The sequence below is a fragment of the Thalassolituus marinus genome (assembly GCF_020320395.1).
GTDB lineage: Bacteria > Pseudomonadota > Gammaproteobacteria > Pseudomonadales > Oceanobacteraceae > Venatoribacter > Venatoribacter marinus.
In genome coordinates this window covers 1-14,379 of record NZ_JAEDAH010000102.1, presented here as the reverse complement: position 1 = coordinate 14,379, position 14,379 = coordinate 1, and the positions used below count along the sequence as shown (strand labels likewise).

Sequence of the window (14,379 nt, the reverse complement as noted above, 5' to 3'; positions counted from 1 at the left end):
CGTGGGTTCGCACCGAGCGCAGCGACATACAGCAACTTGTTGCTGAGGCCGGAGGCCGTTACATCCCGACCACCGCCACTTATTTCAAAGCCGCGACTCTGCAAAGATTCGCGGTTTTTTTATGGCTGAAGCATAGCGCCAAATGGCGGTGAGAGGAGGGTGAGAGCCCTCGTGGGTTCGCTCCGAGCCTAGCGACAAACGTCCGGAGCCTGCGACGGCGTCCATTCCGACCGGGTTCCTGTTGTGGCGTAGTCGGGATGTCCCTCCACTTCCCCGTATCGGCCACTAATTCTAAAAACCGCATGGTCGTCAGGCGCTGCGGTTTTTTATGGTTTAGCCGTGATGGGGCGGGCGCGGTGCGGGTGGGGTCAGTCCTTTGGGTCTGCATCGAAAGTGGGTGTTGGTGTCTGAGGGTATGGTGGTGCCAGTCAGAAAGGGTTGGATTTCATGCCTTTTCGGGCATGTTTGGCGAATTGTTCTATAGTTTTAGCAGTGCTCAAACTGTTCGAGGTCGCTGTGTTTTTTGGATCCAGAAAGTCTCAACCTGCTGTATCTGTCGCTGAGCAAGCGCTCAATGCTCGCATTATTAAACTGGAACAGGAGCTGAAGCTGCTCCGTAAAGTGAAGGAAGTCGCTGATCTAAGAAGTCAGTTCAGTCTTGATCAGCTGCAACAGGCTGAATCGTTAAGGGGGTTGTGGGCCTCATCATCGAAGACCATTGATGAGATTCGCCATACGCTCGCTAATATGGCTTCGGAAATCCTTGCAGACAATGAGAAGGTGGTCGGGTCAATGGCTGGAGTCTCATCGGTGCAGGCTTCTCTGGGGGCGCTGTCCGGGCAGCTGAAAACAATTCAGAGTGAGTCGGCTGAAGCCTCGGAGGCGGTGGCTGGTCTTGATCAGGTTGCCAAGGGTATCGAAAGCTTCGTTGGGTTGATTCAGGGGATTTCTGAACAAACTAACCTGCTGGCGCTGAATGCTGCCATTGAGGCGGCAAGGGCGGGTGAGCAGGGGCGGGGGTTTGCGGTGGTTGCGGATGAGGTGCGGACGCTGGCGCAAAGAACCGCGGAGGCGACCTCTGAGATTGGTGCGTTGATTTCTACCATTAGTGGTGAGGTGGATCGCGTTTCTCGTGGGATCTCTTCGGTAGGAGAGCGCGGCGAGGCGCTCAACAAAGAAGTTTCGTTGATTTCGGAGAAGATTGGCGTGATCTCCGATGTCTCTGGTCACGTATCGGGAGCATTTGATTATGCGGCCTCTATTAGTTTTCTCGAGACAGTAAAACTCGATCACGTTGTGTGGAAATCTCAGGTGTATGAGTGTATCTGGTCCGGAGAGCCGGACTCGTGCGTTGCGCTTGCTGATCATGCGTCCTGCCGGCTCGGTAAATGGTATCGCGAGGGGCGGGGTTATGAGCTTTATAAGGAGCTCCCGGCCTATACCCGGCTGGATGAGCCTCACAAAAATGTTCACGCCTACGGCTTTCGTGCGCTGGAGGCTTATCGTGAGAAGGATCACGGTAAGATGGTTAGCTATCTTGAGCAGATGGAACGCTCAAGTCAGCGTGTGATTGAGGTGATTTCTCAGCTTGAGGGTGAGATTCGCACAATGTAATACGCACGGTGCGTTGCGTTCGGCTTTTCTCTATAATTGCCCGCTTTAACGGACATCTACAGAGATAGTATCTATGACGGTTCGCACCCGTGTTGCCCCCTCACCAACTGGTGATCCTCATGTAGGCACGGCCTACATTGCACTTTTTAACCTCGCTTTTGCCCGTCAGCATGGTGGTCAGTTTATTCTGCGAATTGAGGATACCGATCAGGCTCGCAGTACGCCTGAGTCAGAGCAGGCAATTCTCGATTCTCTGCGCTGGTTGGGAATGGACTGGGATGAAGGCCCTGATGTCGGCGGCGCACATGGTCCGTATCGTCAGAGCGAGCGTCGAGAGATTTATGCAGAGCACGTTCAGCGTCTGCTGGATAGTGGCCATGCGTTCAAATGTTTCCGTACCGCGGAAGAGCTTGATGCTATGCGGGCTCAGCGTCAGGAAGCTGGTAACAGTATGGCGCTTAAGCCTTCAGATCTGAAGCTGTCTGATGCAGAGGCGGCTCAGCGTGAGGCCGATGGCCAGTCATTTGTGATTCGCATGATGGTGCCTGAAGAGGGCGTCTGCGTTGTTGATGATATGCTGCGTGGCGATATCGAACTCGACTGGTCTCAGGTTGATGCGCAGATTCTGATGAAATCTGACGGCATGCCGACGTATCACCTGGCGAACGTGGTTGATGACCATCTGATGGGTATTACTCATGTGATTCGTGGTGAGGAGTGGATCAGCTCTGCACCTAAGCACAAGTTGCTGTACAGCTATTTTGGCTGGGATATGCCGAAGCTGTGTCACATGCCGCTGCTGCGCAATCCTGATAAGAGCAAACTGAGTAAGCGTAAAAACCCTACCTCTATTATGTTCTATGAACGCATGGGCTTTATGCCTGAAGCGCTGCTGAACTATCTGGGTCGCATGGGCTGGTCTATGCCGGATGAGCGCGAAAAGTTCTCCCGCGACGAGATGCTTGGCAATTTTGATATTCATCGTGTATCGCTGGGTGGTCCGGTATTTGATGTTGAAAAGCTGCGCTGGCTGAACAGTCTGTGGTTGCGTGAGCTGACAGCAGAGCAGTTTTCCGAGCGTTTTGCTGCATGGGGTTTCCGTCCGGAGCGTGTACTCCCGGTTATTCCGCATGTGCAGCCGCGTGTTGAAGTCTTTTCTGATGTTGCTCCTCTGGCTGGGCACTTTCTGGGTGGGTTAACTGCGCTTACGCCGGAAGCCTTCGCTCACAAGGCTTTTGATGAGGAAAAACTGCTGGCAGCTTTGCAGTTTGGTCTGTGGCAGCTGGAAGAGATTCGTCACTGGAGTGTAGAAGAGATCAAGGAGCGCATGTTTGCCCTGGCAGGGCAGATGGATATCAAGGTGCGTGACTTCCTGTATCCGTTCTTCATTGCGATCGCTGGTACGTCTGCGACCATCTCCGTACTGGATACCATGGCGCTGCTGGGGCCCGACATGAGTCGCTCACGCGTGCGTCACGCTATTGATGTGCTTGGTGGTGTTGGCAAGAAGAAAGCGAAGAAGATGGAGAAGGATTACCAGCAGATTTCTGCTGCCATCGCCGCATCTCGTGCCCAGCCTGACTAAGCGCTGGTGTGATGAGAAGAGGGGCGCCATATGGCGCCCTTTTTTGTAAGTCCTTGTTTCAGAAAAAATTTTAGCGTCTGGGTTGACAGGTTATAGGGCCGTCAGTAAGATTCGCCCACGTTTTGAGACGGGGCCTTAGCTCAGCTGGGAGAGCGCAACACTGGCAGTGTTGAGGTCAGCGGTTCGATCCCGCTAGGCTCCACCAATCTCAATGTCCTTGTGTCCCCATCGTCTAGAGGCCTAGGACACCGCCCTTTCACGGCGGTAACAGGGGTTCGAATCCCCTTGGGGATGCCATCTATGAAACATTGTTTCATGCTTTGGGGCCTTAGCTCAGCTGGGAGAGCGCAACACTGGCAGTGTTGAGGTCAGCGGTTCGATCCCGCTAGGCTCCACCAATTTCGTCCTTGTGTCCCCATCGTCTAGAGGCCTAGGACACCGCCCTTTCACGGCGGTAACAGGGGTTCGAATCCCCTTGGGGATGCCATCTTATTTCTCTTCTCATACTCTGAGAAATTTCTCTTTTCGGGTTACAATGCGCACCAGTTTTATTGTTGGTGTGAATAATGATCCACATTCCAAACGTTGTTAAAGAAAAAGCCCGGGCTGTACGTCTGGTGGTATTTGACGTTGATGGTGTACTGACTGACGGTACACTGACTTATTCCGCGTCCGGTGAGGAAGTAAAACACTTCAATGTGAAAGACGGTGTGGGCATTAAACTGCTGCAGACTTACGGCATTCATACCGCCATTATTTCGGCAAAATCCTCAGCGCCGCTGGAACGGCGTGCCAAAGACCTGGGTGTGGAGCATTTCTTTCCAGGTACTAAAGATAAATGGCCGTGCCTGACTGATCTGCTGGGGCAGCTTTCTGTATTGCCGGAAGAGGTGTGTTACGTCGGTGATGACGTGATTGATCTGAAGGTGATGAAGCGTATTGGCCTGCCTGTGGCGCCGGCTGATGCCTTCTGGATGGTTCGCGACCACGCGGCTCTGGTGTGCGAAAGCGCCGGAGGCAAAGGGGTGGCTCGTGAAGTCGCTGATATTATTCTTGGCAGTCGTATGTCTCTGGAAGAAGCGTATATAAAGGCCATGCTGCCTGAGTTTGAGGATGTAAAATAATGAAAATTCTGGTTACCGGTGCTGCTGGTTTTATTGGCGCATTTACCAGCAAGCAGTTTGTTGAACAGGGGCATGAAGTTGTTGGTATCGATAATATCAATGACTATTACGACGTGAATTTAAAGCATGGTCGTCTGGGCTGGCTCGGTGACCTTGAAGGCTTTACCTTTAAACAGGTTGAGTTGGCTGATAAGGCAGCCGTCGATGCTGTGTTTGCCGAGCATAAGTTTGACCGAGTGGTGCATCTGGCGGCACAGGCCGGTGTGCGTTACTCCATTACTAATCCGCATGCATACGTAGACAGCAACCTGGTCGGCTTTGTGAATATTCTTGAGGCTTGTCGCCACAATGAAATTGCTCATCTGGTTTATGCTTCTTCCAGCTCTGTTTATGGTCTGAATACGAAAATTCCATACAGCACTTCGGATCGTGTTGATCACCCGGTGTCTCTGTACGCGGCGACCAAAAAATCCAATGAGCTGATGGCTCATACCTACTCGCATTTGTATGGTCTGCCGACCACTGGCCTGCGCTTCTTTACTGTGTATGGTCCGTGGGGGCGTCCGGATATGGCTTATTTCCGTTTTACCCGCGATATCCTCGAAGGTAAAACCATCAATGTATACAACCACGGTAAAATGCAGCGTGATTTCACCTACGTTGATGACATTGTTGAAGGTGTATGTCGTATTACTCAGAAAATTCCTCAGGGTGTGACTGGGTGGACACCGGAATCCGGTGACACTTCGCGTAGCTCAGCACCCTATAAAATCTACAATATTGGAAACCATAACAGTGTTGAACTGGGTGCCTTTATTGAAACGATTGAAGATGTATTGGGTAAAAAAGCCGTTAAAAACTACATGGATATGCAGCCGGGAGATGTGTTGGCAACCTATGCCAATGTAGATGATCTGGTTGAGGATGTAGACTTTGCGCCGAATACACCTCTGGCCACAGGGATTGAGCGTTTTGCTCGCTGGTATCGTGACTTTTACAAGGTTTAATCTGAATGTCTGACTACAAAATTGTTATCCCTGCACGTTTTGGCTCCAGTCGTTTGCCTGGAAAACCGCTGATTCAGTTGGCCGGTAAACCAATGATTCAACACGTGTACGAGCGTGCACTGGCGACTGGTGTTAAGGATATTGTGATTGCGACCGATGACGAGCGCATTCAGCAGGCGGCACTGGCGTTTGGTGCAGATGTTGTTATGACGTCTCCGGATCATGAGAACGGTACCGAGCGGATTGCAGAAGTAGCGGCAAAGAAAGGCTGGGCTGCTGATACAGTTATTGTGAATCTGCAAGGGGATGAACCTCTGATTCCTCAATCGCTGATCGAGCAGACAGCACAGAGCCTGATCGATAACCCGGACGCGGGCATGAGTTCTGTCTGCACGCCGCTGCATGATGGCACGGATGCTTTCGACCCTAATGTTGTGAAGGTGGTGCTTAATCGTCGTGGTTTTGCCATGTACTTCAGTCGTGCATCCATTCCGTGGGATCGCGACCTGTATAAAACCGGTCTCGGAAAAATGACTGAACGTATGCCGGTTTATCGTCATATTGGCATGTACGGCTACCGTGTTTCCTTCCTGTCTGACTACACCAGCATGGAGCCGTGTGCTCTTGAGGGGACTGAGTCTCTGGAGCAGCTGAGAGCACTCTGGTATGGCGTTAATATCGCTATGTCTGTGATCGAGGAGGCTCCGGGTCATGGTGTTGATACGGATTCTGATGTTGCGCGCGTAGAGGCTTTGCTTAACTCCCTGTGACAGTCTGAAGGTCATGCTGCTGCCAGTGTGGCCTTTTTTTGCTTACTTTTGCTCACACTTGTTCTATCTTGTTGGTGTAAGTTATTGAAAAGCAATGCCTTCCGGATGGAAGGTGTCGTCTGAGCAAGGAGTAGTGCCATGGCGTTATCAATTTCCGAGAAGCTCGGTTATGCCGGTCTTATCCCTTTTGTGGCTGCAGCGGGAGCCGTATTGATGGGGTACGAGCAGGGGGAAGAGTTCTTTAAGCTTTATTCGCTGCTGATTCTGACTTTTATGGCTGGAGGTTGCTGGGGGGTCGAGCAAGCAAACCCTGAACAGATTGATGAAATTCCTCTCGAATTATCGATAGGTACCTTTCTGTGGGGGATTCTGGCGTATTTTCTTCCGACTAATGTGGCCGTTCTGATGTTTCTGGTTGGCTTCTGGTTGCTGCTGTGGACCGAAACCAATCCGATTTTTAAGCGTTCGTACGCGGAATCTTACAAGAAGCTGCGCAATATACTGACCGGTGCTGTGTCTCTGGTGCACATCGTTGTCTTTATCGCGGTGCACTAAACGATTCGCCGGTTAGATGCCTAACCGGCGAATTTCCTTGCATGTCTGACCTGTTCGCCATGCATCCTCAAATATTTCAACCTGCCGCGCCGTTCTTGGGCGATCATTAAAGCTCGCTTTTACCTCGGCTTGTGATGTTTCTATCCAGCCATAAGGCAGTAGCAGTATTCGGTCAGAGGTGACAGCGGAATTGACCTTTACGCTCATGCGACTGCTGATACGTTGCTGCAGCAGCATAAGGCGATGGTCTGCAATGCCGGGGTACTCTTTCTGTATCAGAATTCGCACATGATTCTGTCTGGCTGCTTTCAGGTAGCGGACAAGAGAGCTTGCCACTTCTTTGTCGAACCATTGGGCCTGGCCAAGGTCAGTGATGGTGATCAGAATTTCCCGTTGCGGTTGCTGACAGGCTATTTGCAGCAGGCCTGAGGTAGCGCGCGTTTCAAATGGAAATCGGTAGCTTAGGTTGTCTTTGCCCAGCAGAAGGTGGTTATTGGCAGAGTGACTGCCGCCGACAGCCTTTTCCATCGGCAGGTGCACAATACCTGCGTCGATGTTGAACGGAGCAACGGGGGAAAACCCGTTGTTTTTGTAAAACATAAACGCCTGAGCCTGTACGTTGGCTTTCAGGATGCGGCCGTGCATTTCCTGCTGGTAGTATTTCTCGATATTGTGCAGGAGATGCGTTCCTATGCGATGGCGGCGATATTCCTGCAGTACCGCCATGCGGCCGAAGCGCCCGTCAGGTAATAATCGGGCGCAGCCGACGGGGCGCTTGCCGTCACGCGCAATGAAGTGAATTGCAGTCTCATCGTCTGCGTCCCATTCCAGATCCTCAGGAACGCCCTGTTCCTCGATGAATACTCTGCGACGCAGCGCTTTCAGTACGTCGCGGCCGTTGTTCCAGCCAGTAATCTCAATGTCCATAATCATCTTCCGGGCAGTAAAACATATGCTGCTGCCACAGAGAGGCAAGGAGTGATTGAGAGTCCTTACTGCTGGCAGAAGCTAAAAGCTCGCAACTTTCATATTGGACGTTGTCCGCCAGATAAGCAATTAGCTGTCTGGCTGATGTCGGCAGGCAGAAGTGCTGGCCAGCGGCGTAAAAATCAACGCCATCAGAGTTGTCGCTGTATGCGAAGCGAGCAAATTCGGAGCGTCGGATGAGTGGGTTTTCATTCATGAGCTGTTCACAGTCCTGCCATTCAAGCTCGGTTTCGATCTCTGGCAGGTGTTCCGGGTATTTAGCTTCTGTCATCAGCTTGCCCAGGATGCGTTTAAGGCGACTATCATCCTGCAGAGTGCGATTCAGGGCTTCTCGCAGGTTGGCCGCTGCGCTGTCATCTATCAATCCAGGGGTGCGTTGCTGGCTGAGGCCAGAATCGGCATAGCGTTCATCGTCTGATGATGTGGCAATGATGTCGTCTGCTGCTGTTTGAATCAGTTCGGCAACGGATGGTGCCCGAAAGCCGATGCTGTAGGTCTGGCATTCGCCCTGAGCAATGCCGTAGTGGGCAAGGGCGGGGGGCAAATAGAGCATATCTCCCGGATTAAGTACCCAGCGATCTGTTTCTTCAAAGTTTTCCAGGATGCGAATCTTTGGGCCTTGCATAAATGGCGTGTGTTCACCACACATCTGGCCAATGCGCCATTCGCGCTGGCCTTCTGCCTGAAGCAGGAATACATCGTACTGGTCGTAATGTGGGCCGACCGAGCCGCCATCGACGGCATAGCTGATCATCAGGTCGTCTATGCGCCAGCTTGGAATAAAGCGAAAATGTTCCAGTAAGTCAGCGGCTTCAGGAATCCACTGGTCTACGCCCTGAACCAGAAGGGTCCATTTGTTGGCCGGAAGCTGGAGATAATCTTCTTCTGTGAACGGTCCTTTGCGAATGGACCATGGGCCATCCTTGCCTTCTTCTTCGACAATGCGGGTTTCGATTTCCTGTTCCAGCGATAAGCCGGCCAATTCCTGAGAGGATAATAGTGGTTGAAACTGAGGCCAGGCGTTGCGAATCAGGACGGGTTTTTTGTGCCAGTAGTCGCGCAGGAACTCTTCAACAGACAGTTCGCCAAGAACATGCATAGTAGGTACTCGAAGCTATAAGGTTCAGATACAAAAAAGCCTCCCGCAGGAGGCTTTGTATGGTAAGTCAGATCAGACGTTTTTCGCCTGATCTGTGGCATTACCAATGTAGTTGGCCGGAGTCAGAGCGTTCAGCTCATCCTTGGCACTCTGTGGCAGTTCCAGTGATGCAATGAATTCAACCATGGCATCTTTCGTAATTGCCTTGCCGCGGGTGAATGCTTTCAGTTTCTCGTATGGCTGTTCGATGCCGTAACGACGCATTACGGTCTGAACCGGTTCTGCCAGTACTTCCCATGCGCTGTCCAGATCTTCTGCAATACGTGCTTCGTTCACCTGCAGTTTGCTGATGCCTTTCAGGGTCGCCTGATAGGCGATCAGGCTGTAGCCCAGGCCAACGCCCATGTTACGCAGAACAGTGGAGTCGGTCAGGTCGCGCTGCCAGCGTGAGATCGGCAGTTTCTGAGCCATGTGAGTCATGACCGCGTTAGCGATACCCAGGTTGCCTTCGGAGTTTTCGAAGTCAATCGGGTTTACTTTGTGCGGCATGGTTGAGGAGCCAACTTCACCAGCAATGGTCTTCTGCTTGAAGTAGCCGTTGGAGATGTAGGCCCAGATATCGCGGTCGAAGTCGATCAGGATGGTGTTGTAACGCGCCACTGCATCAAACAGCTCAGCAATATAATCGTGAGGTTCAATCTGTGTAGTGTATGGGTTGAAGGTCAGGCCAAGTGAGGTCACGAAGGCTTCGGCGTTGGCTGCCCAGTCGATGTCCGGGTAGGCGGAGATGTGGGCGTTGTAGTTACCAACAGCGCCGTTGATTTTGCCCAGCAGTTCTACAGCCTGGATCTGTTTGATCTGACGCTCAAGACGAGCAACCACGTTGGCCATCTCTTTGCCCAGGGTGGTTGGCGAGGCAGTCTGGCCGTGTGTGCGGGACAGCATCGGCAGGGCAGCCTGCTCGTGAGCCAGCTTGCGGATGTCGTCGGCAATTTTCTGCATAACTGGCACAACCACATCGCGGCCGGCTTTCAGCATCAGGCCATGGGACAGGTTGTTGATGTCTTCTGAGGTGCAGGCAAAGTGCACGAACTCGTTAACGGCCATCAGTTCAGCGTTGTCAGCGAACTTTTCCTTGATGAAATATTCAACCGCTTTAACGTCGTGGTTGGTTGTCGCTTCAATGTTTTTGATGCGCAGTGCATCTTCTTCGCTGAAGTTGGCAACAATCGCATCCAGTTGAGCATTGGTTTCTGCTGAGAAAGCCGGAACTTCTGCAATGGCTTCGTGAGCAGCGAGGCGTTGCAACCAGCGGATTTCAACTTCTACGCGGGCACGAATCAGGCCGAACTCAGAGAATACAGGGCGGAGGTCAACGGTCTTGCTGCCGTAGCGGCCATCAATAGGAGAAATGGCGGACAGGGCGGACAGTTCCATAGCGTTGGACATGGCGGTTCTCAACTGACAATGAAATGGATGGAAAATTAAGGCGCGGGATTGTAACGGATTTTAACCGGCAACTCACCCCCGGACGACGTCAGGGGGTGGCAGGCAGGTGTCAGCGGGCTTTGCGTTCGGCGATAGCGCCCTTGTTGACGCCTTCAAAGGCCTTTACGCAGACGCTGTGGCCGGTTTTTTCTGTGCTGATGACATCAGCAAGATGGCTGGCGATAAACTCTACGGTGGTGTCGGTACTCATCATATAGCAGGTGCTTTTCGGGATCGAAAGCTCGAATGCGCCTTGCTGAGCGACATAGGCGAAGTGGTAGCTGTTGTTATCGCTGTCGGTCAGGTCTTCGTCGCTGCCGAGATAGATGTCCTGCCAGCGGCTGGCCCATTGCTGCTCCAGTTCCGTGTTGCGCTGGCCATCAATGCAGATTTCGATACGGGATCTGTGACCATGGGCGATGCGCTGGCAGTTACCGTTATGCTTCTTCAGGCCATGGCTGTAATGGTAGAAAGCACCGTCTATATATTCGGCTTCGAAGCTCAGTGTCAGCTGTTCGACGTTTACCGGGAAGAAACTACGCAATTGCTCGCGGCACCAGAGCGCTACGCTGTCGGCAGTAATTTCTTCAGCATCAACCAGGGCGACTGCCTGGCGAGGTGCTGTCATGGTGATATCGCCGGCAGTTGTCGCCCAGCGCAGGCTGATGCTGCCGTCTTTTTCTGTCAGTGTCAGGCCGCTGGCTTTTACCGGTACCAATAAGCGGTGATCGACTTCGTCGTCCAGCCAGTTGCGCAGTGTTTTTTTAACAATTCCAAAATCACACACCATCCCCTGGTCGTCCAGGCCACCATCCAGTAGGGCAGAAGCCCACCATGTTTCACCGACGATGCCGCGCTGCGGGTGAAGATAGCTGAAGTCGACGTTGGTCAGTTGATCTACAAATAGTTGCATGGTGCTGATACTGGGTGCGTTGAAAGCGCGCATTCTATCTGAAATCCGGGCCGCGTTGTATGTTCACAGGGGGAACCTGTACGACTGGCGGCTGTCAATCAGTCATATTTTAGGCTTACCATCTGATGACTATCACATCAGCTAAAGCCTGTTATGATAGGCGCCGTTTCATGCCGGACGGCATTCCGATATTTTGATTTGGTGGTTTTGATGCGTTTAGCACGGGCATTTTTGTTGTCACTTCCTGTATTTGTGGCGGGCCTTTCTGGTTGTAGTAATGATTCATCGTCGTCCTCATCAACGGTAACCCTTAAGGTTCAGGTTGGTCAGGAAGATATCGAGTTCGGTGTTATTCGTTCCGTACCGGTGCTGGAATCCGGCCTTCTGTCAGAGGATGCCGAAGGGCGCCTGAATGCCACGACCTACGTATCCGACGAGGAAGGCCTTGCTGAGATCCCGGTCGCCTCAGCTGAGATTCAGTTGTTTGAAGTTATTGGTCGTGTAACCGATACCGACACAACGGCTGAAGGTACAACTCAGCGGTGCCAGTGGGTCGCAGGTTGCAGTGTGGATGGTAATGACTACGTCTTTGGCGCTGATATGCTGTCTGTCACTGGTCTTGGTTGGCAGTCCGTGGTTTACGACGGTAGCAGTGGTGAGCAGATTCGTGTGACTCCGCTTACGGATCTGGCAGCGCAGCTGGCTTTCAGCTATGTGTATGCAGAAGACCTGGATACTCCGCAATGGGTCGAGACCGGTTACTACTCTGCGTATTCCGTAGAGCAGGCGTTATCTCAGGTGGCAATTCTGTTTGGTCTGGACTCGGTACAATCACGCGAGCCGGCGGATCTTACCCAGATCTCGGAATGGCGATCGGTAAATGCCTCCTCTCAATACAGCATTCGTTACGGTGCTCTGGTGGCAGCATGGAAGCATCTGGTTGAAGATAACGGCCAGTCATACGCAGATGCTGTGGTGGCGGAGTTTATTGCCGATAAGGGACAGCTGCTGGAAAAAGGAACCAGCCGGACATTGGCGCTTTACGATCTCTACGATCTGGCGGCAACCAATCTGCAGGCTGTTTCAGTTTCAAACTCCAAAGTGCAAAGCAATATTCAGGCTGTCGTATCAGGGCTGCAGGCTGAAATGGCTGGGTTTGAGAGTGATGTGTTAACCAGCGTCGCGCCGGCGTCCCTGTCTTCTCTTCTTGGTCAGAGTGAATACGAAGATTTTGTACTGGGTATTCAGCGTACTAAAGCATTCATTACGTTGATGAAAGATTACGGCAACAACTTCTTTGAAGACGGCTATAAAGAGCAGCTGCAGGCCTATTTGCAATTGGTTGACAGTGTCGGTGATGAGCATGCCGAGAATCTGAATACGGTTGTTCAGTCTTATCGTGAAATCGCGGGCTTTTATTACGATTGTTATCTGGCCGGCGCGTGTCCGACACCTGATGTCTCCTGGGCCTGGCTTACTTCGGTCGACAGCTACAACGCTGCGACGGCTGTTCTGACGCTTAACGGTGGTGAGCTGCGTGTCGCCCAGCAGGTTGCAGACGTAAATACCACTGATGACGATGATGAGCCGACCAGTTCTCACGCAATTGATGTGATGATTACCGGTCAGGTCAGCGCTGGTAATCTGCGCTTTGAAATTGATAACGCCTACGAAAATGACGATCCGGACAACGATATTACATCGACATCCGGTGTGCGTTATTACTTCACGAATGAAGTTTCCGCACTTGAAGATGCAGCATCGAATGAGATTCTGGGATATGAGCTGCGCTGGTCTGATTTTGCTCTGTACGACGTGACGACTGTGGGTACGGCAACGGAAACTGAAGTGACGGGTAGCTTTCGCCTGTTTTATCGCGGAGTGAGAGATCCTCTGAATGAAGCTACTGCACTGCACTTTAATATTGATACCGTTGTGCTTAACGGCCGCATATCGGATGTTGTTGGCGACGATAGCGAGGATGATGTGGACTATTCAACGGTCTATGTTGCTGGTGTCGCAGCCAATGCCTCTGATTACTACCCTGAATCAGAATTTGCATCCTTCAATGGATTTTTCAATCCGAATGCCAGTGCAGATTTCACTGCCGGTGACATCATTGCTGGCTTGCTGACTTATCAGACGGGCACTGAGACGGTGGGCTCTTCTTCGGTGCAGTATCTCGATGTAATGCTGGAAGCAGAGGGTGTAGCGCTGGATGATTCCCGTCGCTATCGCTTCTATCCAACCGTAGCGCGTGAGGATGAAAACGATATTGATGGTGATGACGATACCGATGAAATTATTTATACACACGATCTTGAGATCTGTGATCTGACAGAAAGTGCCGGCGTGTGGGCGGTTTCTTCCTGTTATCCGAAGCAGCGTCTGTATAAGTCGCGTGATATGCAGCAGGCAATTAATGATTTGTGGGAGGCCGGAGCATTTTCGCGAGTAGAGGTTCCGGGCCGCGGTACGTATTTCGTTGAGTGGCCAGTGAATGCTGCAGATAGTCAGGGTTGTCTCAGTCTGGAGACGCTCAGTACCACGGCAACCAGCTTTGATGGCGTTCTTTATGATCCGGTCGTGCTGGGGCTCACAAATCTTCGCTTTACCAGTGAGGTGCTGCTCGAGGATGAACCTGCGACCTTGCTGGATGTCTCAGTTGCTGCGGAAGATAGCGAGCGATATACCGTTGTGGCAGCACTGTCGCATGACTACTCAGGGCTGACTTCAGATGAGGTTTATCTGGGCACGGGTTCAGCCCTGGACCGCGTAGTTGTCTCTTATGATGGCGATTCTAATTTCAGTGCTACCGGTAGTCTCTCTGTGTTCAAGGATGGGGTGTCGCTGTCGCTTGATGATGGTACTTCGGAAACCATTGATAGTTCGCTGACGGCTTTCCTGAATCAGGAGTTTGATATATCGCCGTTGCCGTATGAATACATTGATAGCGATTCCGGTGGCTATGAATTGTGCGTGAAGGCGAATCAGGCTGAATGGACTGATAATACCGACACTGATTCAGCGGTTTATCATCTGAATTTTCGTGATGTGGTTTACGGGCGCATCGCTAACGAAAGCGGTGCCTGGATTATTCGCTACATAGATGGCACCTGGGAAACCCTGTAACTAAGAAAAAGCGGCTGATAGCCACTGCTGTCCCACAAATTTTTATTTGAACTTTTGTGAAATATTCATAGCCCCTTGTCCTCATAGAGGGGCCTTACCCCTCTC

General features: G+C 51.8%; 11 protein-coding genes and 4 tRNA genes. 11 read left to right on the top strand and 4 right to left on the bottom strand.

All coding sequences use genetic code 11. The features are described from left to right. Positions 1–492: 492 nt before the first annotated feature. The 10 genes from I9W95_RS18565 (at position 493) to I9W95_RS16460 (ending at position 6,655) form a co-directional block, all read left to right on the top strand. Positions 493–1,614, top strand: a complete 1,122-nt coding sequence (locus I9W95_RS18565) for a methyl-accepting chemotaxis protein (RefSeq protein ID WP_318653629.1) — start codon at positions 493–495, stop codon at positions 1,612–1,614. 73 nt (positions 1,615–1,687) lie between these two features. Continuing rightward, entirely contained in the window at positions 1,688–3,199 is a 1,512-nt protein-coding gene (gene gltX / locus I9W95_RS16500) for a glutamate--tRNA ligase (RefSeq protein ID WP_225676882.1), read from the top strand. Positions 3,200–3,328: 129 nt separating this feature from the next. After that, positions 3,329–3,404 (top strand) — tRNA-Ala (locus I9W95_RS16495). Between the two features lie 16 nt (positions 3,405–3,420). Beyond that, positions 3,421–3,496 (top strand) — tRNA-Glu (locus I9W95_RS16490). 25 nt (positions 3,497–3,521) lie between these two features. Then, positions 3,522–3,597: transfer RNA gene (locus I9W95_RS16485), tRNA-Ala, on the top strand. Positions 3,598–3,610: 13 nt separating this feature from the next. Continuing rightward, positions 3,611–3,686: transfer RNA gene (locus I9W95_RS16480), tRNA-Glu, on the top strand. A gap of 79 nt (positions 3,687–3,765) precedes the next feature. Further along, positions 3,766–4,323 (top strand): KdsC family phosphatase, encoded by a 558-nt coding sequence (locus I9W95_RS16475; RefSeq protein ID WP_225676880.1) that lies wholly within the window; start codon positions 3,766–3,768, stop codon positions 4,321–4,323. Then, positions 4,323–5,330: an NAD-dependent epimerase gene (locus tag I9W95_RS16470; RefSeq protein WP_225676878.1), complete on the top strand. Its 1,008-nt coding sequence runs from the start codon at positions 4,323–4,325 to the stop codon at positions 5,328–5,330. Before I9W95_RS16475 ends, I9W95_RS16470 begins: the two co-directional genes overlap by 1 nt. 5 nt (positions 5,331–5,335) lie before the next feature. Beyond that, positions 5,336–6,100 (top strand): 3-deoxy-manno-octulosonate cytidylyltransferase, encoded by a 765-nt coding sequence (gene kdsB, locus I9W95_RS16465; RefSeq protein WP_225676875.1) that lies wholly within the window; start codon positions 5,336–5,338, stop codon positions 6,098–6,100. A gap of 138 nt (positions 6,101–6,238) precedes the next feature. After that, positions 6,239–6,655, top strand: a complete 417-nt coding sequence (locus I9W95_RS16460; protein ID WP_225676874.1) for a DUF3429 domain-containing protein — start codon at positions 6,239–6,241, stop codon at positions 6,653–6,655. Between the two features lie 12 nt (positions 6,656–6,667). On the opposite strand, the gene I9W95_RS16455 is transcribed toward I9W95_RS16460, so the two are convergent. The 4 genes from I9W95_RS16455 to I9W95_RS16440 form a co-directional block, all read right to left on the bottom strand. Then, a complete protein-coding gene (locus I9W95_RS16455) occupies positions 6,668–7,582 on the bottom strand; it encodes a GNAT family N-acetyltransferase (protein ID WP_225676872.1) in 915 nt (304 codons plus the stop codon). Continuing rightward, positions 7,572–8,741: a cupin domain-containing protein gene (locus I9W95_RS16450; protein ID WP_225676871.1), complete on the bottom strand. Its 1,170-nt coding sequence runs from the start codon at positions 8,739–8,741 to the stop codon at positions 7,572–7,574. The genes I9W95_RS16455 and I9W95_RS16450 overlap by 11 nt, the downstream gene beginning before the upstream one ends. A gap of 72 nt (positions 8,742–8,813) precedes the next feature. Continuing rightward, positions 8,814–10,178, bottom strand: coding sequence for an adenylosuccinate lyase (gene purB, locus I9W95_RS16445; RefSeq protein ID WP_225677045.1), 1,365 nt, complete (start codon positions 10,176–10,178; stop codon positions 8,814–8,816). A 121-nt stretch (positions 10,179–10,299) separates the two neighbouring features. Continuing rightward, positions 10,300–11,142 (bottom strand): 6-carboxytetrahydropterin synthase, encoded by an 843-nt coding sequence (locus I9W95_RS16440; protein WP_225676868.1) that lies wholly within the window; start codon positions 11,140–11,142, stop codon positions 10,300–10,302. 210 nt (positions 11,143–11,352) lie between these two features. Here I9W95_RS16440 and I9W95_RS16435 point away from each other — a divergent pair, with 210 nt between their 5' ends. Beyond that, entirely contained in the window at positions 11,353–14,274 is a 2,922-nt protein-coding gene (locus tag I9W95_RS16435) for a hypothetical protein (protein WP_225676866.1), read from the top strand. Positions 14,275–14,379 lie beyond the last annotated feature (105 nt).